Origin of the sequence: Clostridium sp. BSD9I1, from assembly GCF_900185645.1 — a bacterium.
Taxonomy (GTDB): Bacteria; Bacillota; Clostridia; order Clostridiales; family Clostridiaceae; genus Clostridium_AK.
The window spans coordinates 226,948-251,860 of record NZ_FYAM01000023.1; the positions used below are offsets into that span (position 1 = coordinate 226,948).

The window sequence follows — 24,913 nt, forward strand, 5'->3', positions numbered from 1 at the left end:
AATGAGGTGGTCGTATGAAAACAACATCTATGGATATAACAAGTAGGGAATTTAAGAAATCCTTTAGAGGATATGACATGGACGAAGTAGAAGAGTTTTTAGAAAAGATAGCAGAAGACTATGAAACTTTGTATAAAGAAAATTCATATTTAAAAGAAAAAATAAATGCATTGCAAGAAAATATTGAGCATTATGCAAAAATGGAAGATACAATTCAAAGTACGCTTTTACTTGCGCAAAATGCTTCTGATCAAGCTAAGAGAACAGCTCAAAAAGAAGCAGAACTTGTTGTGTTAAATGCCAATGAAACAGCTCAAAGAATTTTAGATAAGGCTCATAATGAAGTAATGAAAATAAATGATGATTTTGAGCGAACAAAGCAAGAGTTCATAATCTTTAAGACAAAGTTTAAAACTTTTATGCAATCTCAGTTAGAAGTATTTGAGACAATGGAAAAAGATTATATAAGAAGCTATAATATAGGTAACTATGTAGATAAAAGTAAAAATGATAGTTTAAATCTAGAGGAATTAGGAAATAATATAAGCATAGAATTAAGTAATGATGAAAGTTTCATGAAAAAAGATTTAGAAGAAACTAAAATTCTTGATCCTGAAGAATTAAATCAAATTAAGAGTTTTTTTGCAGAAAGATAATAAAAAATCTCGCTCGTCAGAGTGAGATTTTTTATTGAAAATTTATTTATCCTGCTAATTAAGAGAGGGGATAGAAATATGAAAGAAATAAGTGTGAAGCTAAAGGATAGGGAATACAAAGTATATATAACTTCATCTATGGATAGATTTTCACAAGCTTTAATTGAAAATAAGATAAAAGATAAAGATTCAATGTTTATAATTACAGATGATAAGGTGCATTCGATTTATAAAGATAGTATTGAAAAATTGAAGGAACAATATAACGTAAAGGAATATTGTTTTAAGGAAGGGGAAGAAAATAAGAACATAAATACGGTTCAAGGAATATACTCTTTTTTAATGGAAAATAACGCAAATAGAAATAGTTTATTAATAGCATTAGGTGGAGGTGTTGTAGGAGATATAGTTGGGTTTGTAGCCTCTACTTATATGAGGGGAATAAGATATATTAACATACCTACAACTCTTTTATCCCAAGTAGATAGTTCTGTAGGAGGAAAAGTAGGATATAACTATAATGGCGTGAAAAATATAATAGGAAATTTTCATCATCCAGAGTTTGTGTATATATCTACAAATTTCTTGAAGACATTAGAACAAAAGGAGTTCCAAGGAGCATTAGGGGAAGTAGTAAAATATGCGCTTATTAGAGATAGTAGTTTTTTAAACTTTTTAAATGAAAATTATAAGGGTATATTGGAAAAAGAAACAGATAAAATGATTCATATAATAAAAAACTCTCTTAAGATAAAATCAGAAATAATAAAAGATGATTTAAATGATAGAGGAATTAGAAATGTATTAAATTTTGGGCATACAGTAGGTCATGCTATTGAAATAAATTCAGGAGGCAAATTAACTCATGGGGAAGCTGTAGCGCTGGGCATGCTTACCTCAATAAAACTTTCTGAAAACATATGTAAGTTAAGAAGGGAATTATATGGAAATATCGTTAACTTATATGAAAAGCTAAGGCTTCCTACAAAGTATAAAGTTGACAATTATACTTTATTTATGTATGCTATTAATCGTGATAAAAAAAATGATGATAAAATAAAATTTGTATTATTAGAGGACTTGAATGAGCCAAAAGTAAAAGTAGAAGTAAATAAAAAAGATATTATAAATGCATTAAAAAATAGCATATCTTGAAGGAGGAAATAATTATGATAATAGGAATAATAGGAGCGATGATTGAGGAAGTAGAGCCAATCATAAATGAAATGAGTATAGAAAGAAAGCTTAGTAAAGCACAAATGGAATTTAACCTAGGGAAAATATGGGCGCATGATGTGGTTGTTGTTAAGAGTGGTATAGGTAAGGTAAATGCAGCAGTATGTGCACAAATACTTATAGATGAATTTAATGTTGATAAAGTTATAAATGTTGGAGTAGCAGGAGGGGTAGGAGAGGATGTACTTCCTGGGGATGTAGTTATTGCAGATAGTTTAGTACAACATGATTGCGATTCAACTGCATTTGGAGAGAGAAAAGGACAAATTCCTAGAATGGATACATTTGATTTTAAATGTCATGATGAATTAGTTTTAAAAGCAAAAGCAGCTTGTGAAAAAGTAAGTGAATGTAAATGTTTTGTGGGGAGAATAGTTACAGGAGATCAATTTATAGCTGATAGGGATAAAATTATTTGGCTAAGTGAAGAGTTTGGCGCTCTTGCATGTGAAATGGAAGGTGGAAGTATTGCTCAAGTTTGCCATTTAAATAATGTGCCTTTTGTAATAATAAGATCTGCATCTGATAATGCTAATAATGGAGCACATATAGAATATGAAAAGTTTAAGCCAATAGCTGTAAAAAATTCTATAGGTATTCTTAAGAATATGATAGAAACTATGTAGGTGATAAGGGAATGGAAAATTTATTGGTAGACATAAAAAATGGTGAAAGGATAAAAGTAAGAGTAAAAGATATCGAGATAGGTGGAAGTGAAAAAATAATAATGTCTGGACCATGCGCCGTAGAAGATTATGATACTATGATTAAAATTGGAAAGACATTAAAAGATTTAGGTGTTCATATGTTAAGAGGTGGAGCTTTTAAACCAAGGACTTCACCATATTCCTTTCAAGGTCTAAAATTTGAAGGTATGAAGATACTAAATGAAGTAAGTAAAGTTACAGGGCTTCCAGTGGTATCCGAAATAATGGATACTCGTGATGTAGAAGAAGGAATAAAGTACATAGATATGATTCAAATAGGTTCTAGAAATATGTACAATTATAGCCTTTTAAAAGAAGTGGGAAAAACCAATAAGCCTGTACTTTTAAAAAGGGGTATGAGTGCAACTTTAGCAGAGTGGATTTATGCAGCGGAATATATCATGGCAGAAGGCAATATGAATGTAGTTCTTTGTGAAAGAGGAATAAGAACATTTGAAAGTTATACAAGAAATACTTTGGATTTAAATAGTGTAGCGGTGATAAAACAAAAATATAGAATACCTATAATAGTTGATCCAAGTCATGGAACAGGACTTAGAGAACTTGTTTTACCAATGAGTATGGCCTCTTTAGCTGTGGGAGCTGATGGACTTATGATAGAAAGTCATATACATCCAGATAATTCTGTTTCAGATTCTAGAGAAACGATCTCTATGGAAAACTTAAAGAATATTATAAGTAAAATTAAAAATAAAGAACTTTTTTAGATTGATAAAATTCTAGTTTGAAACCAATTCACTTATAAAGAAGGTTCGTTTAAAGAACCCTAAATTACTTTAAGGATTTTACAAGAATAATTTAATTTATTAAAGATAAAATAACTATAGTTATAAAAATTCATCTTTAAGGAGAAAGGGGATAATTATAGTTATGGATAAATCTAAATTAGATTATTTTAGAAAAAAGCTTGAGAAAGAAAAAGATGATGTAATAGAAACATTACATTTAATGAAGAGAAATGATACTATAGATTCCAATGTATCCTTTTTAACTGAACTTTCACTATATGACAATCATCCTTCGGATTTAGCAAGTGAAGTATATGATAAAGAAAGAGGATTGGCTTTAAAGGGAAATGAGATAAGCATATTAAATAAGATAAATGGTGCATTAGATCGTGTAAAGGATGGAACTTATGGAAAATGCCAAGAATGTGGAAAAGATATAAATGAGGAGAGATTGGAATTTGTACCTTATGCAGAGTACTGTGTAAATTGCCAAAGTCTTAATCATAGTGGATTTAACGTAAAACTATATAGTCGTGCTTTTCAACCTAAGAATAGACCTATAGAAGAAAAGGTAATTCAAAACTTCGATTATACAATTAATGATTATGATGAGGCTGCTTTTGATGGAATGGACTCGTACGGTGATGTAGGATTTTTCAATAAAAGAGAAAATATATTTGAAGATGACTATTATGAAGACCATGAAGGTATTGTAGATATAGTAGACACTATAAGTAACGAACAATATAGAAAAACTATAGAGTAAATATTAATTATCAAATAAATAATGGTGCATATATTGAGGAAATATCTAAAATAATTGATATAGATTAAGCTATAAAAATGTTGTAAGGTGTTATAGGTTATATAAGTAAGAAATTTATAAGTAATATTATAAATTTCTTACTTTAATGGTTAGTATTTTTATTGCTGATTGTCAAAGGGGGTAGGGTGTCAATGGAAATAATTATAATAATTCTAGGAGTTATATTAGATAGAATAACTAAAATGTGGGCTCTTAAAGATCTTGCTATAGGAAGGGATTTAGTAATAATAAAGAATTTCTTTCAATTCTCGTATTTAGAAAACACGGGAGCGGCCTTTGGGATATTTAGAGATAAGACTATATTCTTAGCTATAATTACATTTATAATTGCAATAGGTATATTATTTTATTTATTTAAATACAAGCCACAATCATTGATATTAAGATTATCTTTAGCTTTTATCATAAGTGGAGCTATAGGGAACCTAATTGATAGAGTTTATTATAAATACGTAGTAGATTTTATATTATTACATTATAAAGATGTGTATTATTTCCCTACATTTAATGTTGCAGATATATTTGTGACAATGGGAACAGCTTTATTAGCACTTTATGTTATAAAGGAAGAGAAAAATGGAGAATAGAAAATTTTTAATAACTGAAGAAAATAAAAGTAAAAGACTTGATACGTTTTTGACAGAAAACTTCGATGGAAAATCCAGATCTTTTATACAAGGACTTATTGAAAAAGAAGAGGTTTTAGTAAACTCCAATATTAAAAAAAGCAATTATAAACTAAGAATAGGCGATGAAGTACAAGTAAATATTCCTGATCCTACTCATGTTAATATAGAACCAGAAGATATACCTATTGATATAATTTATGAAGACAGTGATGTTATAGTAGTAAATAAACCTCAGGGGATGGTAGTACACCCTGCTCCAGGAAATTATGAAGGTACTTTAGTTAATGCTCTTTTAAATCACTGTAGTGATTTGTCCGGAATTAATGGAGTTGCAAGACCTGGAATAGTTCATAGAATAGATAAAGATACTTCGGGAATACTTGTTGTTGCTAAAAATGATAATGCTCATAATAAATTGTCAGAGCAGTTTAAAGAACATTCAATTACTAGAGTGTACTTAGCGCTAGTTGAAGGAGTAATAAAGGAAGATGAAGGAACTATAGATGCACCGCTTGCAAGACATCCAAAGGAAAGGATAAAAATTGCAATAGTACCTAGTGGTAGAAGAGCAGTTACTCATTATAAGGTAATTAAAAGATTTAAAGAGCACACCTTAGTACAGTGTAAGTTGGAAACAGGAAGAACTCATCAAATAAGAGTACATATGTGTCATATTGGTCATCCATTAGTGGGCGATCCCGTATATGGATACAAAAGGCAAAAATTTAATTTAGAAGGTCAAATGCTTTATGCACAAAAGCTTGGATTTATACATCCAAAAACTAATGAATATATTGAATTTCAGTGTGATATTCCAAGTTACTTTAAAAATGTATTAGATATTTTAGAAAAACAGTTGAAATAATATTAAATTAATGATATTCTAATTATAGAAATAAGTTCCCTTTAAGTGGTCCTGTGAGATCATAAGGCGCGATATAGATAGTAGAGTATAAGTGCGTCTTGATTCACAGATCAAGGCGCTTTTTTATATTTTGTGAAAGGTGGTTAAAAAATGGAATTAAAAGCAGTTATTTTAGATGACAAGGCAATGAAAAGAGCATTGGCTAGGGTAGCACATGAAATTATAGAAAAGAATAAAGGTGTAGAAGATATTGTTTTAATAGGAGTAAAGAGAAGAGGGGTACCTCTTGCACAAAGAATAGCTAAAAATATTGAAGAATTTGAAGGTGTTAAGGTTCCAGTAGGCAGTGTGGATATTACATTGTATAGAGATGATTTAACTACTTTAAATGAGGATCCAAATATAAATAATGATAAAATAGAAGTTGAAATTAAGGGCAAGAAAGTAATTATAGTTGATGATGTAGTATATACAGGAAGAACAGTAAGAGCTTCTATAGATGCAATATTTCATAATGGAAGACCTAATATGATACAGCTTGCAGTTATGGTAGATAGAGGTCATAGAGAGCTTCCTATAAGACCAGATTATGTGGGGAAAAATATACCTACATCCCACGAAGAAATAGTTTCAGTAGCAGTAAGTGAAATAGATGGAGAAGATTCAGTAAAAATTTATGAAGTATAAGCTTTCTATAAAGCTACTATATACTTTTAAATTAGCCCAGAGAGGCTAAAAAGGGGGAAAATAAATGAAAAATTATGTAGATGTAAATGAAAAATTACCTATTTTAAAGACAATACCATTAAGTTTTCAGCACTTATTTGCTATGGTAGGAGCTACCGTTCTTGTACCTATGCTTACAGGGATGAGTCCATCCATAGCACTCTTTGCTAGCGGTGTTGGAACGCTCTTATATATTTTATGTACTAAGGCAAAATTGCCTTCATACATTGGTTCATCTTTTGCATTTATTGGTCCAATGGTAGTTGCATCCTCAGCATATGGTAAACAAGCAATGTTATCTGGAATAATAGCGGCGGGACTATTGTATACAATAGTGGCATTAATTATTAGTTATACTGGTACGGAGTGGATAAATAAACTATTGCCTCCAGTAGTGGTTGGCTCAGTAGTTATAGTTATAGGTTTAGGACTTGCAGGAACGGCAATAAATTGGGCAGGTCTTAACGCCAGCTTTACAGATCCTTCTATGGCATCAGTATCAAGAGGAGCATGGATTGCAGTTTCAATGATAACTTTAGGTGTAGGGGTTATAGGGACAATGTACTTTAAAGGGTTTCTTGGAGTAATTCCAATACTTATAGCAATGATAACAGGATATATGTCAGCACTTTTATTAGGAGTAATTCCTGATGAAAGTATAAATAAAATTTTACAAGCACCATTATTTCAAATACCACCTTTTATGGCACCCAAATTTAATCTGAATGCTATAATACTTATGGCACCGGTAGCTTTTGTAACACTAGCAGAGCATATAGGACATGTATATGTAGTAAATAATGTAGTTGGAAAGGATTTTACTAAGGATCCAGGCCTTCATAGATCAATACTAGGAGACGGAGTTGCTACCATATTTGCTGGATTTGCAGGAGGTCCCCCAAATACAACTTATGGAGAAAATATAGGTGTTATGGCAATAACTAGAGTTTATAGTGTGTGGGTAATAGGAGGAGCTGCGATACTTGCAATAATACTGTCCTTTATAGGACCAGTGGCCACTGTAATAGAAACTATTCCAATCCCAATAATGGGAGGAGTAAGTATACTACTCTTTGGAATAATAGCTTCTTCAGGATTTAGAATATTTGTAGAAGATAAAGTTGATTTCGGTATGAAAAGGAATTTAGTCATATCATCTGTTATAATAGTTTTAGGTATAGGTGGAGCGGCAATAAAGTTTACAGTAAATGGAGCGCCAGTAGAAATAGCAGGTGTAGCTCTTGCAACTTTAGTTGGAGTAATATTAAATATAATACTTCCTGAGGTGAGTAAATCAGAAGAAGAAGTACCAAATTCATTAGATGACAAAGAATCAAAGGCAGTATAGTTTGGAAGTAGAATTCTAGAAAGTAAAATTAGGGAAGTTTGCGAATGCAAACTTCCTTTTTAAGTTATTTTATTATGGTAATAATTAAAGAAATGTTATAAAATGAATAAATAATGATATATAATCTATACTTTGGAGGTAGCTAATGTTAAGAATTTGGGGGAAACTCATAAAAGATAATAAAATAATTAAAGATAAAGTAATTGAACTAGTAATAAAAAATACATATCAAGAAGCTTTAAAAGAAGCAGTAACGGAAATATGCAAGGAAATGGATGTTGCTAAACCTTACTGGCTTAATCACAATTTAGAAGAATACAATAACAGAAATAAAACTTCTTTTGATGAAAATAACTTTATTGAAGAAATAGATTTCGACAAATTTGAGATTGAAGAATTAGAAGATGAAAAAAGATAGAAAATATAAGCTGTAATATATGGAGGAAATATATGAATAACCTTATGGAATTCTTTACATATTTAGATCCAATAGTTACTATAATGGCAAAGATGGCTTTTATATTCTTATCATATAAAGCTATACAAACTATGAATGTATATATATATTTTAAGCGATTGGAAAAATAGTGTTATAAGAATGTATTAATTTAATAGTTAATATATAAAAAGCTTCAATAATTTTATTGAAGCTTTTTTAAGTTTGGTTTTTCAGGAGTTATATATATAGTTTTATTTGTATAATATATGACCATACCAGGTTTTGCACCGTTTGGCTTATGAACATGGCGAGCTTCAGTATAATCTATAGCAACTTTAGAAGAATCTTTAGCCTTGCTATAATAAGCTGCTAAATTCGCTGCTTCATCTAATGTTGTTTCAGGTAAATTTCCCTTATGCTTTATAATTACATGTGAACCTGGGATTTCCTTTGTATGAAGCCATAGGTCATTTTTATCAGCAAATTTTAGAGTTAAAAAGTCATTTTGAATATTGTTTTTACCTACATATATATCTATACCGTCAGAGGATATAAAATGCATGGGCTTACTTTTCTTATCCTTCTTTTTGGAATCTTTCTTGAATTTTATATATCCAGTTTCCATAAGCTCATTTTTAATTTCATCAATGCTATTGTAATCCTCAATATTTAGTATGTTTGTGAGTACTGATTGTAGATAGCTAATTTCATCTTTAGTGCTCTCTATTTGTATTGATGCAGCTTCTTCAGATTTTTTTAATTTATTGTATTTTTTAAAATACATTTGTATATTTTGAGAAGAGGACTTATTTGGATCTAGTTTTATCTTAACAAACTCCCCATCTTCACTATAATAATTTAAAACTTCTATAGTTTCATTGCCTGGTTTTATATTATATATGTTGGCAGTTAAAAGTTCTCCGAATATTCTATACGTATCCTTTTCTGCACACTCTTTTAAGTTGTTTTTAAGTATATCTAATTTTTTTAAGCATCTGTCTAAATTTGTATTTACAAGTTTTTGTAAGTTAGATGACCTACTAGATAATCTATCTTCTTTATCCTTTTCAGCATAGTATTTATCTAAAAGCTTTGAAGGAGAATTATATTCTATATAATCATAGTCATTCATATAAGTTAACTTGATGCAGTGAAAATCTTTTAAACGATTTTCCAGAGAATATGTTGCAAAATAAAAGTTTTTATTATATAAATTATTAAACACATCACATATATAATCATTAATAACATTTAAGTTTTCTAAAGAAAGAGTAATATTTTCTAAAGTTAATCTATTGTGTAATTCTTTAGAAAATCCAGTGCTTACTCCTGTAAATACTTTAGAGAAGAAATTCTTATCTACTTTTAGTTCTGATTCAGTAACAAATTTAGATAAATCTTCGTATGTATAATTAAAAGGATTTAATTTTTCTGAAGAAGGTGGATATACAAACTTTATTCCAGGATAAAGACATCTAATGCTATTTATATCTGGAGTAACATGTTTTATGCTATCCATTATCATATTGTCTTTAGCACGTACTAAAGTTACATTGCTATGTCTTCCCATTATTTCAATTACTAAAGTATAAATGCTGTCAAAACCAAATTCATCTTTGCTTTGAAAATCCAAAAATAATACTCTATCCGATTCAAGCTGTCTGATATCTACAATTCTAGAACTAGTCAAATATTTTCTTAAAAGCATACAAAACATAGGAGGAGACATGGGATTTTCTTTTGTTATATCTGTAAAATGAATTCTAGGATACACAGCACTAGCACTTATAAGAAGCTTAAAAATTACTCTATCCTTTTTTATGGATAATAGTAATTCATCTTTTTCGGGTTGATTTATTTTTTCTACCTTACCTCCAATAATTTTATCCTTAAATTCTTGGGCGAGGCTATATAAAAAAATACCGTCTAATGCCAAAGTAATCATCCTTTCAAAACAATGTATGAGTAAAGGCAAATTATGGCCTTTTCTCGTAGTATATAGTATAACATTATAAAAATTTAAAATAAAGATATATTTAATTATTGATATTATTTACATAAAGTAGTAAACTATTTTTGATATTTTTTAGGAGGTATAAATTATGAAATTTGTTAAAATGCATGGAAATGGGAATGATTTTGTCGTTATTGAAGATATTGATGGTATATATAAAGAGAATTATGGAGATATAGCTAAGAAGTTATGCGATAGACATTTTGGAGTAGGGGCAGATGGGCTTATTATTGTAACTAAAAGTACCATAGCACCTATACAAATGATAATAATTAATGCAGATGGGTCTTATGCATCTATGTGCGGAAATGGAATAAGATGCTTTGCAAAGTATGTATATGATAATAATATAGTAAAAGAAAAAAGTATGAAAATAGAGACAGGGGACGGAATTAAACAAGCGTTCTTAGAAGTTATTAATGATAAAGCAGTTACTATAAAGATAGATATGGGAACTCCTTCTTTCAAACCTGAGGATATTCCAGCAAATAGCGATGATGAAATAATAGAAAAAGAGATACAGATAAATGATAAAACTTATACAATAACTTCATTACTTATGGGTGTGCCTCATACAATTATAATAGGTAAATTGGAGGATTTTGACGTAACAGAAGGGAAAGTTATAGAAAAATACAAATTATTTCCCAAGGGAACAAATATTAACTTTTGTGAGATTATAGACAGAGAAAATATCAAAGTAAAGACCTGGGAAAGAGGAGCAGGTCCTACTTTAGCTTGTGGTACAGGAAGCTGTGCATCTGTTGTTGCATGTAACAAATTAGGAATTGTAAGTTCAAAAGTGCGAGTAGAGTTGCCAGGAGGAATACTTGACATAGAAGTTAACCCTTTAGGAGTGTTTATGAAGGGACCTGCTGAAACAATATTTGTAGGAGAGTATAAATTAGAGTAATGACGCTTATTAAAAGATATATTTTGTTAGTAACACTAATATTTTTAATGATAGTTACTTGTTCTTGTAATAGAAATAAAGTAAATGACAATGTTTCTCAGGTGATTTTACCTAAGTATTCTAAAGTTTCTATATTAAGAAGTGAAGAAAATAATATAAATGTTTTTCAGGAAAAAGAACTATCTTTAAAAAGCATAGAGAAACTAAAAAATATAAGTGATATAAAATATAATAACGAAAACAATATATATGTATTTAAAGAGATAATTTCTAAAGGGGAAAATTTTAATAAAAGTATTATTAAGATATTGAGTTTAAATGGAGAAAAAGTTTTACAGGATTTTTATACTGCTGAGGATATGAAGTTATCCCCTAATGCTAACTATTTAGCATATAGAAGCTTTAAAGAAGATTCATTTGATAGTGCAGAAGGACTTAAAATATATGATATAAAGATGAATAAACCTATTTTAATTAATAATCAAACATTGGTATCTGGAAACTTATATACATGGCTAAATGAAGATGAAATATTATACTATGGGGCATCAGATGACAAAGGGGTAAATATTTTCAAATACAATATAAAAAATGAAAAAGAAACATTATACACACCTCTACTTAATGGATATTGTAAATTTTTTATCCCTTATAAGGATAACATACTTATGTTGTTAGATAATGGAGAATCGAATAATTTAATGATATATAGTAAGAGTGATAACTCGCTAAAAAAATTGGATATAAGTTTTGAAATTATATATGATGGAATATATAATGAAAAACAAAAAGAAATATTTATGATTGCAGCTGAAAATGGAGAAGAAGCTAATTTGTTTAAATTATCTCTAGATGATCTAAGTTTAAACAAGGTAAATTATGATTTCCCTAAATCCGCAGATGCTAATGGAGGATTAGCAATAGATGATAGAGGATTTATATATTATCTAGGATATTCCGAAGATGATAAATTAAAAAATGATGTGTTTATATATAATGAAGATGAAGATTCTAACGTATTAATTTCTGATGAACCGTCATACTATAAAATAATAAGTGAATAATTAAATGAAGTGACTCATTTGTATAATTTTTAAAGAATTGTATAAATAAAGTCACTTTTTTATTTTATATGATTATTTCTAAGAATAATGGATAGTATTTTAAATGGATAATAAAGGAAAGGCGGTGAGTGATTTGGAATTAAGGTATATAGATGTAGATACGCTGAAAATAAGTAGTGAAGCACTTAAGCTTATACCTATGGATATATCTCGTAGATACTCAATATTGCCCTTTAAAATTGCTCAAGATAAGCTCCAGTTGATTTCGGCAGAGGATTTGAATGCTTATACAATAGAAGAACTAAAATTTATTTCTAAAAAGAAAATAGAAGCATTTAAAGGAGACAAAGAAAAAGTTTTAAATTTAATATATAAAAATTATGAAGTAAAAGAAGCACAAGAGACAGTATATAAATTAAATGAAGCAGAAGAGAACAAAAATCATCTTATTAAAAAGGAAAATTTAAATTCACCAATTATAAAAATTTTAAACTATCTGATAACTGAAGCTATACTTAAAAAATCAAGTGATATACACTTAGAACCTAATAACCATAATGTTACTATAAGATTTAGAATAGATGGGGTTTTATATAGGGTACAGGAGATACCAAAGAACATATTTAATCAAATTACAATAAGAATAAAGATATTAAGTAATTTAGATATTACAGAAAAGAGGATACCTCAAGATGGGAAATTTGAGTATAAAGCAAATTCTAAAACTTATGATATAAGAGTATCAAGTATGCCAACAATTTATGGAGAAAAATTGGCTTTAAGAATTCTCTATAAAGATAGTGAAAATATATCTCTTTCAAAGCTGGGATTTGATAATAAGGGTATACAACTAATAAAGAGTTTTCTAAATATTCCTTATGGAATGATACTTGTTACAGGGCCTACAGGTAGTGGCAAAACTACAACTCTGTATTCAATGATAAACGAGATAGATAAGGAACACAAAAATATAATTACTATAGAGGATCCTGTAGAGTATTATGTGAAGGATATAAATCAAATAAATGTAAATAATAAAACAGGACTTACTTTTGCAACTGGTCTAAAAAGCATTTTAAGACAAGATCCAGATATGATATTGGTAGGAGAAATAAGAGATGAAGAAACGGCACAAATAGCAGTGAGGGCAGCAATAACAGGGCATTTAGTTTTTTCTACGTTACATACTAGTGACATAGCTTCGTCAATTTTAAGACTCTTAGATATGAAGGTTCCACCCTATTTAGTATCAGATGCACTTGTGGGAATTATATCTCAAAGACTTGTAAGAAAACTATGTTCCCACTGTAAGGATATGGGGAATAGGGGTGAATGTCCATACTGTAGCGGAACTGGTTACAGTGGAAGAACTGTAATCTATGAGGCTATCAAAATGGATGAAAATCATAAAAAGATAATTGCTAGGAACTTTTCCATAGATGAATTTAATAAGTATAATACTTCACTACATCATATACCTCTCAAGGAAAATGCATTAAGTCTTGTAAGTTTAGGAGTTACAAGTCTTAATGAAGTGAAAAAAGTATAGGTGGGTGAAAATATGTATAGTTATAAAGCACAAAAATTAGATGGTAAATATAAAAAAGGTATATTTAAGGGTGAAGATATTGAAGAGCTTGAATGCGATTTAAGAAAAAATGGATGGTACCTTTTAGGTTATAAAAAGAAAGTCCATTTTTGGAATTTTAATAAAAAAATAAACAAGAATACTTTATATATGTTATGTAAAAGCCTTGAAATGTTATTAAAGTCAGGAATAAATTTAATTCAAGCTATAAATTTAATGTCAGATAAGACTAAAAATAAAAAGTTAAAGGAAAGCTTGATTGAAATAAATGAGGCTATTTTAAAGGGGGAAAGTCTTTATTCTTCTTTAAAGCTTCAAGAAAAAATATATCCATCACTTTTTATAGAGATGATGTTTGCTGGAGAACAAAGTGGAAAGCTTGAAGAAATATTAAATAATCTAGCAATGCATTATAAAGAAGAGATGAAACTTATACAAAAAATAAAAAAAGCATTTATATATCCCTTCATAGTTTTTATAACGTCAATATGCATTACATCATTTCTTATAACAAATATACTTCCTGAATTTTTACAAACCTTAAAAGATCTTGGTGGAGAAATTCCTATATATACAAAGATTATAATTTTTGTATTCCAAGAAGCATATAACAATACCTTTTTCATTATAGCAATTTTAATTTTTGTATCTATAGGAATTAGGTCAAAATTAATTAATAAAATAAAAGATTGCAAAGGAGTAGTGTACAAAATACCGCATATAGGCAATTTGTTTAGGAGTTATGAACTCCAAAAGATATTTTATTATCTTGGCTTTTTATTGTCATCTGGAATAGATATATTGAGTTCTTTAGAAAAGCTTCAAGGTTCATTAAACAGTCCATTTTTTAAAGGAAAGATATTAGAAGTACTAAATAAACTTAAAAGTGGAGAATCAATCTCAGAAGCTTTTGAAGAGTTGAATTTAATTGATAAAGAAAAGATTATCATGTTAGAAGTGGGGGAAGAAGCGGGTAATATAGAGGAAATGTTTCTGAAGGTTGCAGATATGTATTTACAAGAAATTTATGAAAAAGTAGATAAGTTATCCATATATTTAGAACCTGTGATGATAATTATAGTTTCTTTTATGGTAGGAAGTATAGTTGTAGGACTTTTGATTCCTATGATAAATATTATGGATTTAATAGCTTACTAAATTAAGTAGGAGGTAATAAAAATGAGTAAGAAAAGTATCAAAAGTATAATTTGCAAGAGAGGCGTAAAGAAAGGCTTTACGTTAATAGAGCTTTTAATAGTTATATCAATAGCACTTATACTTATGAGCTTTATGCTTCCGAAATTTAATGGATATATGACAAAAGCTAAGAATTTAAAAGCTGAAAATGAAGCGCAACAAATATACACTGCAGCTATGGCTAGTTATGGAGAAAGGGGAGGCAAATTTGATGGAGAACAAATAGAACAAGATATTATAGAGCTTGTGGGGGAGGTATCTGGTTTATCTGCTGTACCAAGTAGTAATATGCTTAGAATAAATTTTACACTGGATAATAAACAATATTTATTAATTATAAATGCTGAAAAGAATGGTTATGAATTTAAGGACACAGAAGAAACTATAGATGAAGATGATCCTATAAAATAATATTAGCAAAGAGGCGAACTAAGTATTGAGAATGATTAAGAAAGGTTTTACTTTAATAGAAACATTAATGGTTATGAGCATAATAGGAATTTTAATATCCTATGGAATATTTAAACATAATTACTTTGTTAAATTACAAAATGGGGTGGATTATAAGTTTTGTAATAACTCTATAGTAAATATAATAAATAATTCAAAACAGTATTGCAGAGAAAACAATATAACTGGTTCATTAAAATTTAATAAGGGTAGTGGTACTATAGTTCTAAGCTGTAGTGGTATACCGATATATAGGTATAGTATCCCTAGTAATTTTAGATTTACGTATATAAATACGTATGACAGTATTATTTTGATAGATAACTTAGGATTTACCACAAGTGCTTGTACAATTAAATATTTAGATAGGATGGAGGAAGAGCATGTACTTTCATTATGTGTGGGGACAGCCCATGTTCAAATTAAATAAAAAAGGTTTTTCAATCATAGAAGTATTGTGCAGTATATCTATATTATCTATAACGATAACAGTGAATACATCAATGATAGTAAATAGTTTAAGAATAAAAAACTACAATGATAACTTACAAAGGTATTCTTATTTTACAGAAGCATTAAAAAATAATTTAGTATACAATTTAGAATTTAAAAATCTCACGTCTTTGAAAAATAAGAAACTATATATTGGTGAAAGTGATTTCAAGGTAGATATTCTAAAAGAAAATAGGCTAAAAGAAATAATAAAATCTTCACCTCCGAACACCAAGGCTTATATAGAATTAATGCTAAATGAAGAAGAAGAAAACTATATAATTTCTATTAAACTATATTATCCACAAGAAAAGATAAATATAAGGACAGTATGGCGAGGAGAAAAAGAGGCTTTACCCTTATAGAGCTAATAATATCATTGGCTTTAATAGGAACTATAAGTTTAATAGGAATAAAAAGTTTGGTGTTAAACAATAAGCTTTATTACTTGGAGGTAAATAAAGATTTAGAAGAGTTTTATATAAACGAAGCTTTTATATTTATAGAATATAAAATTAGTAAAAGTACAAGTGTAGAGAAGACAAGTAAGTATGGAAGAAGTATGATAAAGCTTATCTCTAATAGACAAAGTTTTATTGAACTTTATGGAAGTACCCTTATCATAGCTTATGATACTGAGTATCCTACAAATTATAATAATATTATGTATAGTATAAAAGGATTTGACGTTGATGAAAAAGGTAATGTGATTTATATAAAAATAATAGATAAATACGGAGATGAATATGAAAGGTGTTTTGGCAAAAGAGGAGCAGAGGTTTTATCTTAATTTATACAATGTTAATATGTACAGTTTGTATTTTGATAGGATTTTATATGTTTAAGCTTCAGTGCATGAGAGCTGTAAATATTAATCATTATATAAAGTATATAGAAGTGTATTAATAAAGGTAGGTGAAATATAGTTGTTAAAGAAGAATAAACTTGTGGAGTTAGATAGTAAATGTTTTTATTGTAAAAAGGATAAAGGAGAAGGGGAAGAGGTTATACCATTAGAACAAATAAAATATGTAAATATCAAAAGAAGAAATATTTATGTTTTGGTAAAGGGAGAAGAAGTTTTTATAAAAAGATTTACCCTTCCAAATGTAAAAGATAAATATATATTAGAGCAAATGATAGAAAGGGAAATTATTTACTATTTTAAAGATATTACTAATATGTGTTATTCCTACTATATATATGGAGAAAGTAAAAATACTCTAGAGATAATGATCTTTTGTTTGAATTGTAATGGAATAAGCAAGATAAAAGATATTGCTTTGAAAAACAATTTAAAGGCAGTATGGATTATACAAAATATATTTTTGGAATATTTTAATAAACACATCCTTCAGAGACAATTTGTTTTTATGTGTAATTATGAGGACAACTTATATTTGGTTGCATGTAAGGAAAAATGTATTGTCGCTACTAAAACTTTAAAGCTATTATCAGATAAAATAAATCTAAGCTGCATTTTAGAAGATTTTTTGAAGGAATGTTGTGAAAAAGATATATCTATGAATAATACAAATATATATGTGGTAAATATTGAAAAAGAATACTTAAAGCCGCTAGATAAAAAACATATCTGTATTGACTTAGGAACTATTAATAAACAAGAATTTAATGCATATATGGAAAGAAGGTTAAAAGTGTGACTGAATTAAATTTTACACCTTCATGGTATATAAAGATAAGAAGAAATAGACTGATTAAATTATATAAAACTATAATGATTATTCTAGAAATAATTTTAATATTAAGTTCTTTAATCTTCATAGTTACACTTATTAATAGGAACTCTTTAAGTAGTAAAAATAAAGAAATAGCTGATAAAATAGGGAGTTTAGTTACATCTGAATATGATAAATATAATTTTGAAATTATACAAACACTCGACACAAAATTACCTAAAAGTATTAATTATTCGGAAATAACATTGGAAAATGATAGTATATTCATTGATTTTAAATATGTGGATAAAAAAAGTTACACAGATAATTTGAAATTACTTGAAAAGATAAAAGGATTTAAAATAAATTTTATAGGAGTACCAACACAAAATGAAAAAGGAACATATTATAGGGTAGGGATGAAAAAAGATGAAAAATAGCAATTACAGGTATATTGTAATAAAATTCGCTTTACCTTTGTGCATTATAATATATATGAGTTATAATGTATGTATAAATATAAGTTATATAATATACTATAAAAATGTAATTAGTAAAAATAACTCTTTATATTTGACATTGATGAGTAATGCCAAACATAAACAAGAAAACTGTAGTGAAATTCTAGAGAAAATCAGTAAAGAGAAAAACTGCATATTATCAAAGGTAATAAAAGATGACAGTAGAAATGTATTAGAAGTTAGTCTGTCTTATATAGGAACACTTGGGGAACTCAGAAAATTTATTGGAAAAACTTCTAAGGAAAAAAGTTTTCAGGATATAAACTATATTCATATTTATAATAATATATCCAAAGTTCAGTCAGAGTTACGTATTACATTTAAAATATAAATTTATAAGATGAATAAAGGCCGCAATACATGAACATAATATTAACAGGTATGCCGGCAAGTGGAAAAACTACCATAGCTGGTGTATTACCTAAAAAATTATATTCATAGAAGAATAAATATTTACAAGAATGCAGATATAATAATTAATACAAAAACGCTTGAGAAACAAGCTATAGCAGAGTATGTAATTAAGAACATAGAAGATACTAATTTACATAAGTAAGTATTGAAACATGAAATATTTATCATTATTATTTGCAAATAATCACAACTTTTGATAAAATATCATTGTTGCGCGAAAAGGACTTATGGAGGTGCATAGGTAATGTTACAACAAAGGATAGAAAAGTTAAGAGAAATTATTAAGAAAAAGGGAATAGATGCAGTTTTACTTATAAGTAATCCAAATAGAAATTACATGACTGGTTTTACTGGTGATGAAAGTTTTGCAATACTTACATTAGATAAAGGGATATTTATTACGGATTCAAGGTATACGGAGCAAGCTCAGTCACAAGTAGAATATTATGAAGTAAGGCAATATAAAGGAGCTATAGCAGATTATCTAAATGAAGTTATAGATGAACTAAATATAAGAACTTTAGGATTTGAAGAAGACATACTTACATTTAAAGAGTATAGTACATATAAAGCAAAGTTTAAATGTGAACTTATACCTATGGAAGGTATGGTAGAAAAATTAAGACTAATAAAAGATAGTGATGAAATATCAGCTATAAAAAGAGCAGCTGCTATTGCAGATAATGCTTTTGCAAAGATACTTCAATTTGTAAAACCAGGTATGACCGAAAGGGAAGTTGGAGTAGAACTTGAATATTGGCTAAAAAGATTTGGTGGAAGTGGACTTTCTTTTCCATCTATAGTTGCATCGGGTGGAAGATCATCTCTTCCTCATGGGCAGCCTACAGAAAAGGTTATAAAGATGGGAGATTTCCTTACATTAGATTTTGGATGTATTTACAATGATTATTGCTCTGATATGACCAGAACAATAGTTATGGGAAATGCTACTGATAAAATGTTAGAAATATATAATATAGTCCTAGAAGCACAAGAAGCAGCTCTTAAGGCATTTAAGCCAGGTGTTACTGGTGCGGATGTAGATAAGGTAGCAAGAGATATAATAAAACAAAGAGGATATGGAGAGTATTTTGGACATGGATTAGGGCATGGAGTGGGAAGACAGATACATGAAGAACCTAGAGTAAGTCCAATGGGAAACACTGTTTTAGAGCCAGGTATGGTTGTTACAGATGAACCAGGAATATATATTCCAGATTTTGGTGGTGTGAGAATTGAAGATTTAGTTCTTATAACTGAAAATGGATGTGAAATACTTTCTAAATCACCTAAAAGTTTAATTACAATTTAAAATTATAGTATTAACTTACCTTAAAAGGTTATAATATAAATGAATTAATAGTTTTGGAGGGATACTTACAATGATATCAGCAGGAGATATAAGAAAAGGAACAACTTTTGAATTAGATGGACAAGTTTACACTGTAACAGAATTCTTACATGTAAAACCTGGTAAAGGTGCAGCTTTTGTAAGAACAAAATTGAGAAATGTTATAAATGGGGGAGTTACTGAAACAACATTTAACCCAACTGCAAAACTTCAAGAAGCTGTTATTGAAAGAAAAGAAATGCAGTATTTATATACAGATGAAGTATTATATTATTTCATGGATCAAGAAACATTTGAACAAATTCCATTAAATCACAGTCAAGTTGAAGAAGCTATAAAATATTTAAAAGAAAACATGTTTGCAGTTATAAAGTTCTATAAGGGAGAAGCGTTTTCTGTAGAACCTCCTAACTTTGTTGAGTTACAAATAACTCAAACTGATCCAGGTGCAAAAGGAAATACAGCTACAAACGTATTAAAACCAGCTACTGTAGAAACAGGAGCGATAATTCCAGTGCCTTTATTTGTAAATGAAGGAGATGTAATCAGAATAGATACTAGAACTGGAGAATACATGGAAAGAGTATAATTATTATTTAAGCGACATACATTATGTATGTCGCTATTAAATAAATAAAAAAAGGATGTGAATGTTAATGGATTCTATTAAGTCAAGGGTTTCCTATTTAAAAGGTTTAATGGATGGTCTAAAAATTGATGCAAATGATAACGAAGGTAAAGTCATAAGGGAAATAGTAGATGTATTGGAAGAAATAGCAGATGAGCTAGATGAATTAAAGGATTCTCAAAAAGATATGGAAGAGTATGTAGACAATTTGGATGAAAATTTAGCATACATAGAAGATGAATTATTTGATGACGAAGATGATGACTATGATGAAGATGATATAGATGGGTTCGTAGAGGTTGCTTGCCCAGATTGTGGTGAAACAGTATATATAGATTCAGGAATACTAGATGAAAAAGAAAGTATAATCTGTCCTAATTGCCACAAAGATATTCCGCTTCAATTTGAATGTGATGGTCACTGTGGAGGATGCACAGAGGACTAAAAATTTTTATTTTAAATATACAAAATATTTAATTAATTATAACAAAGCTTGAGTTTGTATAAACTCAAGCTTTGTTATTTTTTGACAAAATAAACTTTATAAAAAATCATTAACATAGGAATATTTTTAGATAAATATAAATACTTTTTAATAAGGGGAGGAGGATAAAAAGATGATAAACACTAAAGAAATTTTTCGAATACTTCCAGATAGCATAAAATCTCTAATAGGGGAAGAAAACTTTAATAAAGTTCAAGAAATTAGACTAAGGGTAAATAAACCTCTAATGTTAGAAATGGAGCAAAAGGAAAAAGTCTTTAATTATATCGTTTCATCTGAGGAAATAGATATAGTTTTAAAAAGAATGAGTAATTACTCCATTTATGCTTATGATGAAGAAATAAAAAGGGGGTATATAACTGTTAAGGGTGGCCATAGAATAGGAATATGTGGTAAATGCATAGTTGAAAAGGAAAAAATAAAAACTATAAAAGATATATCTTCTCTTAATATTAGAATAAGCAAAGAAATTCTAGGATGTTCTGATAATATAGTTAAATATTTAGTGGACAAGGGTGAGATAGTAAATACAATAATAATTTCACCACCTAAATGTGGAAAAACTACATTGTTAAGAGATATAGCAAGAAATATATCTGATGGTATTGTTAAGCTTTCATTACTAGGCAAAAAGATTACAGTCATAGATGAAAGAAGTGAACTTTCAGCTTGCTATAATGGTGCACCACAGCTGAATTTAGGGATAAGAACTGATGTGTTAGATAGTTGCCCTAAAAGTGAGGGGATAATAACAGCGATAAGAAGCATGGCCCCAGAGGTCATAATATGTGATGAAATAGGAACAGTAAGAGACACAGAAAGTATAGTAGCTGCTATGAATTCAGGGGTAAAGGTTATAACAAGTATACATGGGTATGATATTTCAGATTTATATAATAGACCTGTATTTAAAGAGATTATAGATAATAAGGTTTTTAAGAGAGCTATAGTGATGAGTCATAAAAAGGGACCAGGAACTATAGAATATATATATGATTTTTTAGAGCAAAAGAAAATTTTTAAGGAGGTACTATGATTAAAATAATTGGAAGTATTTTAGTGATAGTTTCTGCAAGTGTCTTAGGGTATTCTTCTGGAGAATTGTTTAAAAAAAGAACCAGGGAATTAAAGGAGTTAGAAAGAGCTATAGGTATTTTAAAAAATGAAATAGTATATGCATATACTCCACTTCCGTATGCATTAGAGAAAATTGGATTAAGACTTATAGAACCGATAAAAAGTTTGTTCTTAAGTATATCAAGGGATCTTGAAGAAAATGTATCAGAAGGAGTATATGAAGCATTTTATAGTAATACAAATTTATATAAGAAAAATTTGAACTTAAACAAGGAAGATATTCACATTTTACTAAATCTAAGTAAATCATTGGGAGAATGGGATGTAGAAAGTCAAAAAAATATTTTTCGTGTTACTGAAGAAGAGTTTAGAAAACAAATTGAAGAAAGTGAAACTCTTACAAGAAAAAATCTAAAAATGTATAGGTATTTAGGATTTTCTATAGGGGCGATTATAGTAATTATGTTTATTTAAAGGGGGTAGGTTGAAATGTTAGATATAAGCTTAATATTTAAAATAGGGGCGGTAAGTATATTGATAATCATATTAGACAAGATACTAAAAAGCAGTGGTTATGATGATTATGCTGTACTCACCAATCTAGCTGGAATAGTAATAATACTTATGATGGTAATAAATCTTATAAGTAAGCTCTTTAATGCAGTAAGGACTATGTTTCAACTTTAGGAGGATAACATGGAGATTATAAAAATAGTTGGATTTGCCTTTTGTTCTCTTTTTATTGTTTTAGTAGTAAAGGAGGCTAAGAAGGAAGATTGGGCTGTACAAATAAGCATGTGCGTTGGCATACTTATATTTTTATATATGGTTGGAAAAATAACATCAGTAATGAATTTGCTTCAAACGTTAGCCCTTAAAGCTAATATTGATTTTATATATTTAAGAACAGTATTTAAAATACTTGCAATTGCTTATTTAGCTTCCTTTTGCAGCGAAATATGTAAGGATGCTGGACAAAATAGTATAGCATCAAAAGTTGAGTTTGCAGGTAAGATACTTATATTAGTATTAGCCATACCGATACTTATGGCAGTTTTGCAATCAATTCTAAAAATAATGTAGGGGATAAAATATGAAAAAACTAATTATTCTATTGATAACGCTACTATGCATTGGGATTATTCCTTTTAATGTACAAGCTTCTTCAAGTGGAACTGATATAGATAATAATATGGAAGTCCAACAGCTTTATGATTACATGACAAATATAAAGAGTGAAGAAGAAATATTAAAGGATATGGATATAAAGGAATATATACACACCTATATGAAAAGTGGAGAAGGAACGTTTTCAGTGAGCAAGGTATTTAAAGGAATTGCATCTTATGCTGTAAGAGAAACTTCAGCTGCAATAAAACTTATGTCTGTTTTGGTTATAATTTCTATAATATGTGCTCTCATAACTAATTTAGAAAGAGCATTTAGTAATGAAACGCTGTCGCATATAGCCTATTTTGCTTGTTATTCGTTAATAATAATAATTATGGCAAAGAGTTTTTATGTAGGCGTGGAACTAGCTAGAGAAACAATACAAAGGATGTCAGACTTTATGCTTGCCCTGATACCGATATTAATTATGCTTCTTACAGGAGTTGGAGGTATAACAGAAGCAACGCTTATGGATCCTATAATAATCGGAGCTATAAATATAAGCGCTGAATTATTTGCTAATATAATTATCCCATTAATCACAATAACTTTTGTGCTTCAATTTGTTAATAATATCTCTGATGAATTTAAAGTGGATAAGCTTACTAAGTTACTAAATCAATGTGCTTTATGGATGCAGGGAATACTTATGACAATATTTATCGGAATAATAACAATAAGGGGAATATCCTCCAAGACTATAGATCAGGTAGTAGCAAAAACGGCAAAGTATGCAGTAGACAACTTTATTCCTATAGTTGGAAAGTGCTTATCTGATGCTATATCTACTGTGGCAGGTTATTCAATATTATTAAAAAATTCTATAAGTAGTGTGGGACTTATAATACTTATTGGTATGGTGCTGCTGCCAATATTGAAAATTATAATAACTGCCTTAGTATATAAGCTTACAGCTGCTCTTATAGAGCCTATAGGAGATAAGAGACTAGTAAGCTGTATAAGCTCGGCTGGAGACTCACTTATACTTATATCTGCATGCTTAATATGTGTATCTGTTATGTTTTTTATAATGATAGCTATATTAGCATCAGCAGGTAAGGTTGCAGTAGGAGGTTGATTAACTTTGGAGATAATTAAATCTTGGATATCAAATATATGTACAGTGGTGCTTTTTATAACTGCAGTGGAAATAATACTTCCAGATAATAGTTTGAAAAAGTATGCTAAGTTTGTATTGGGGCTCATACTTATGACAGTTATTATAAATCCTATAATGAAAGTATATGATAAAAACTTTGATATAAATGTCATGAGTAGCAATGTAGAAAAGGCTATAGAAATAAAAGAATCTAAGAGCAATATGGAAGAATATAAAAAGAATAATTTAAATGCAACTTTAGAAACATTTAATTCTAATTTAAAAAAATTGTCAGAGGAAAAGCTAAAAGAAAAATTCAAAGATATGGACTTTGAAGTAAAGGTAAAATCAGATATTGAACATAATCAAGTAAAAATAACGAGCATAGAGGCTGGTGTTAAGGAAAGAGGAATACAAAAAATAAAAAAGGTAGCGATAGAAAGTTTTAAATCTGAAAAAGAGAATACAAATGAAAATGAAAATGAAAGATTTAATGAAGTTAAACAATTTTTAAGCAAAGAACTTAATATACAAGAAAAGTTAATTAAAATTTACCAATTATAAAAAGGA

32 protein-coding genes are annotated in these 24,913 nt (G+C 28.7%); 31 read left to right on the forward strand and 1 reads right to left on the reverse strand.

Going from position 1 to position 24,913, the window contains the following annotated elements; translation table 11 throughout:
• The first annotated feature begins 14 nt into the window (after positions 1-14).
• The 11 genes from BSD9I1_RS08480 to BSD9I1_RS08530 all read left to right on the forward strand — a co-directional run bounded on the left by BSD9I1_RS08480 (position 15) and on the right by BSD9I1_RS08530 (position 8,330).
• Entirely contained in the window at positions 15-656 is a 642-nt protein-coding gene (locus BSD9I1_RS08480) for a DivIVA domain-containing protein (protein WP_186429984.1), read from the forward strand.
• Positions 657-734: 78 nt separating this feature from the next.
• The gene (gene aroB / locus BSD9I1_RS08485; protein ID WP_186429985.1) at positions 735-1,811 is read left to right on the forward strand and encodes a 3-dehydroquinate synthase; all 1,077 of its coding nucleotides are present in this window, start codon (positions 735-737) and stop codon (positions 1,809-1,811) included.
• Between the two features lie 14 nt (positions 1,812-1,825).
• On the forward strand, positions 1,826-2,518 hold the full coding sequence (locus tag BSD9I1_RS08490) for a 5'-methylthioadenosine/adenosylhomocysteine nucleosidase (protein ID WP_186429986.1): 693 nt from the start codon (positions 1,826-1,828) through the stop codon (positions 2,516-2,518).
• An 11-nt stretch (positions 2,519-2,529) separates the two neighbouring features.
• Positions 2,530-3,327, forward strand: coding sequence for a 3-deoxy-7-phosphoheptulonate synthase (aroF, locus tag BSD9I1_RS08495; protein ID WP_186429987.1), 798 nt, complete (start codon positions 2,530-2,532; stop codon positions 3,325-3,327).
• 163 nt (positions 3,328-3,490) lie between these two features.
• Positions 3,491-4,114: a TraR/DksA C4-type zinc finger protein gene (locus BSD9I1_RS08500; RefSeq protein WP_186429988.1), complete on the forward strand. Its 624-nt coding sequence runs from the start codon at positions 3,491-3,493 to the stop codon at positions 4,112-4,114.
• Between the two features lie 191 nt (positions 4,115-4,305).
• Positions 4,306-4,761, forward strand: a complete 456-nt coding sequence (gene lspA / locus BSD9I1_RS08505) for a signal peptidase II (protein WP_186429989.1) — start codon at positions 4,306-4,308, stop codon at positions 4,759-4,761.
• Complete coding sequence (locus tag BSD9I1_RS08510; protein WP_186429990.1) at positions 4,751-5,668, forward strand: RluA family pseudouridine synthase; 918 nt, start codon at positions 4,751-4,753, stop codon at positions 5,666-5,668. The genes lspA and BSD9I1_RS08510 overlap by 11 nt, the downstream gene beginning before the upstream one ends.
• A 150-nt stretch (positions 5,669-5,818) precedes the next feature.
• Positions 5,819-6,355 carry a bifunctional pyr operon transcriptional regulator/uracil phosphoribosyltransferase PyrR gene (pyrR, locus tag BSD9I1_RS08515; RefSeq protein ID WP_035310958.1) on the forward strand — a complete coding sequence of 179 codons (537 nt, stop codon included), beginning with the start codon at positions 5,819-5,821 and terminating at the stop codon, positions 6,353-6,355.
• Positions 6,356-6,419: 64 nt separating this feature from the next.
• Complete coding sequence (uraA, locus tag BSD9I1_RS08520) at positions 6,420-7,742, forward strand: uracil permease (protein WP_186429991.1); 1,323 nt, start codon at positions 6,420-6,422, stop codon at positions 7,740-7,742.
• A 145-nt stretch (positions 7,743-7,887) separates the two neighbouring features.
• Positions 7,888-8,160, forward strand: coding sequence for a hypothetical protein (locus tag BSD9I1_RS08525; RefSeq protein WP_186429992.1), 273 nt, complete (start codon positions 7,888-7,890; stop codon positions 8,158-8,160).
• A 32-nt stretch (positions 8,161-8,192) separates the two neighbouring features.
• Positions 8,193-8,330: a hypothetical protein gene (locus tag BSD9I1_RS08530; RefSeq protein WP_186429993.1), complete on the forward strand. Its 138-nt coding sequence runs from the start codon at positions 8,193-8,195 to the stop codon at positions 8,328-8,330.
• Positions 8,331-8,383: 53 nt separating this feature from the next.
• Here BSD9I1_RS08530 and BSD9I1_RS08535 read toward each other — a convergent pair whose 3' ends face one another.
• Positions 8,384-10,117: an NFACT family protein gene (locus BSD9I1_RS08535; RefSeq protein WP_186429994.1), complete on the reverse strand. Its 1,734-nt coding sequence runs from the start codon at positions 10,115-10,117 to the stop codon at positions 8,384-8,386.
• Between the two features lie 166 nt (positions 10,118-10,283).
• Here BSD9I1_RS08535 and dapF point away from each other — a divergent pair, with 166 nt between their 5' ends.
• The 20 genes from dapF to spoIIIAF all read left to right on the forward strand — a co-directional run bounded on the left by dapF (position 10,284) and on the right by spoIIIAF (position 24,907).
• Entirely contained in the window at positions 10,284-11,108 is an 825-nt protein-coding gene (gene dapF / locus BSD9I1_RS08540; RefSeq protein ID WP_186429995.1) for a diaminopimelate epimerase, read from the forward strand.
• A complete protein-coding gene (locus BSD9I1_RS08545; RefSeq protein ID WP_186429996.1) occupies positions 11,108-12,172 on the forward strand; it encodes a hypothetical protein in 1,065 nt (354 codons plus the stop codon). Before dapF ends, BSD9I1_RS08545 begins: the two co-directional genes overlap by 1 nt.
• A gap of 103 nt (positions 12,173-12,275) precedes the next feature.
• The gene (locus BSD9I1_RS08550) at positions 12,276-13,721 is read left to right on the forward strand and encodes a GspE/PulE family protein (RefSeq protein ID WP_186429997.1); all 1,446 of its coding nucleotides are present in this window, start codon (positions 12,276-12,278) and stop codon (positions 13,719-13,721) included.
• Between the two features lie 12 nt (positions 13,722-13,733).
• Entirely contained in the window at positions 13,734-14,918 is a 1,185-nt protein-coding gene (locus BSD9I1_RS08555) for a type II secretion system F family protein (protein ID WP_186429998.1), read from the forward strand.
• 21 nt (positions 14,919-14,939) lie between these two features.
• Complete coding sequence (locus tag BSD9I1_RS08560) at positions 14,940-15,368, forward strand: type II secretion system protein (protein WP_186429999.1); 429 nt, start codon at positions 14,940-14,942, stop codon at positions 15,366-15,368.
• A gap of 31 nt (positions 15,369-15,399) precedes the next feature.
• Positions 15,400-15,837 carry a type II secretion system protein gene (locus BSD9I1_RS08565; protein WP_242966473.1) on the forward strand — a complete coding sequence of 146 codons (438 nt, stop codon included), beginning with the start codon at positions 15,400-15,402 and terminating at the stop codon, positions 15,835-15,837.
• A complete protein-coding gene (locus BSD9I1_RS08570) occupies positions 15,821-16,264 on the forward strand; it encodes a prepilin-type N-terminal cleavage/methylation domain-containing protein (protein WP_186430001.1) in 444 nt (147 codons plus the stop codon). The genes BSD9I1_RS08565 and BSD9I1_RS08570 overlap by 17 nt, the downstream gene beginning before the upstream one ends.
• Complete coding sequence (locus BSD9I1_RS08575; protein WP_186430002.1) at positions 16,231-16,689, forward strand: prepilin-type N-terminal cleavage/methylation domain-containing protein; 459 nt, start codon at positions 16,231-16,233, stop codon at positions 16,687-16,689. The genes BSD9I1_RS08570 and BSD9I1_RS08575 overlap by 34 nt, the downstream gene beginning before the upstream one ends.
• Positions 16,690-16,825: 136 nt before the next feature.
• Positions 16,826-17,563: a hypothetical protein gene (locus tag BSD9I1_RS08580; RefSeq protein ID WP_186430003.1), complete on the forward strand. Its 738-nt coding sequence runs from the start codon at positions 16,826-16,828 to the stop codon at positions 17,561-17,563.
• Positions 17,560-18,018 carry a hypothetical protein gene (locus tag BSD9I1_RS08585; RefSeq protein ID WP_186430004.1) on the forward strand — a complete coding sequence of 153 codons (459 nt, stop codon included), beginning with the start codon at positions 17,560-17,562 and terminating at the stop codon, positions 18,016-18,018. The genes BSD9I1_RS08580 and BSD9I1_RS08585 overlap by 4 nt, the downstream gene beginning before the upstream one ends.
• A complete protein-coding gene (locus BSD9I1_RS08590) occupies positions 18,008-18,430 on the forward strand; it encodes a hypothetical protein (protein ID WP_186430005.1) in 423 nt (140 codons plus the stop codon). Before BSD9I1_RS08585 ends, BSD9I1_RS08590 begins: the two co-directional genes overlap by 11 nt.
• A gap of 327 nt (positions 18,431-18,757) precedes the next feature.
• Positions 18,758-19,825, forward strand: coding sequence for a Xaa-Pro peptidase family protein (locus tag BSD9I1_RS08595; RefSeq protein ID WP_186430006.1), 1,068 nt, complete (start codon positions 18,758-18,760; stop codon positions 19,823-19,825).
• Between the two features lie 70 nt (positions 19,826-19,895).
• Positions 19,896-20,453: an elongation factor P gene (gene efp, locus BSD9I1_RS08600; protein ID WP_035310990.1), complete on the forward strand. Its 558-nt coding sequence runs from the start codon at positions 19,896-19,898 to the stop codon at positions 20,451-20,453.
• 67 nt (positions 20,454-20,520) lie between these two features.
• Complete coding sequence (locus tag BSD9I1_RS08605; RefSeq protein WP_186430007.1) at positions 20,521-20,937, forward strand: CD1247 N-terminal domain-containing protein; 417 nt, start codon at positions 20,521-20,523, stop codon at positions 20,935-20,937.
• Between the two features lie 175 nt (positions 20,938-21,112).
• Positions 21,113-22,033, forward strand: coding sequence for a stage III sporulation protein AA (gene spoIIIAA, locus BSD9I1_RS08610; RefSeq protein WP_186430752.1), 921 nt, complete (start codon positions 21,113-21,115; stop codon positions 22,031-22,033).
• Positions 22,030-22,548 carry a stage III sporulation protein SpoIIIAB gene (gene spoIIIAB / locus BSD9I1_RS08615; RefSeq protein WP_035307009.1) on the forward strand — a complete coding sequence of 173 codons (519 nt, stop codon included), beginning with the start codon at positions 22,030-22,032 and terminating at the stop codon, positions 22,546-22,548. Before spoIIIAA ends, spoIIIAB begins: the two co-directional genes overlap by 4 nt.
• A 15-nt stretch (positions 22,549-22,563) precedes the next feature.
• Positions 22,564-22,761 carry a stage III sporulation protein AC gene (spoIIIAC, locus tag BSD9I1_RS08620; protein ID WP_035307006.1) on the forward strand — a complete coding sequence of 66 codons (198 nt, stop codon included), beginning with the start codon at positions 22,564-22,566 and terminating at the stop codon, positions 22,759-22,761.
• 9 nt (positions 22,762-22,770) lie between these two features.
• A complete protein-coding gene (gene spoIIIAD, locus BSD9I1_RS08625; protein WP_035307005.1) occupies positions 22,771-23,157 on the forward strand; it encodes a stage III sporulation protein AD in 387 nt (128 codons plus the stop codon).
• 10 nt (positions 23,158-23,167) lie between these two features.
• Positions 23,168-24,322, forward strand: coding sequence for a stage III sporulation protein AE (gene spoIIIAE, locus BSD9I1_RS08630; RefSeq protein ID WP_186430008.1), 1,155 nt, complete (start codon positions 23,168-23,170; stop codon positions 24,320-24,322).
• A gap of 6 nt (positions 24,323-24,328) precedes the next feature.
• Entirely contained in the window at positions 24,329-24,907 is a 579-nt protein-coding gene (gene spoIIIAF, locus BSD9I1_RS08635) for a stage III sporulation protein AF (protein WP_186430009.1), read from the forward strand.
• Positions 24,908-24,913 lie beyond the last annotated feature (6 nt).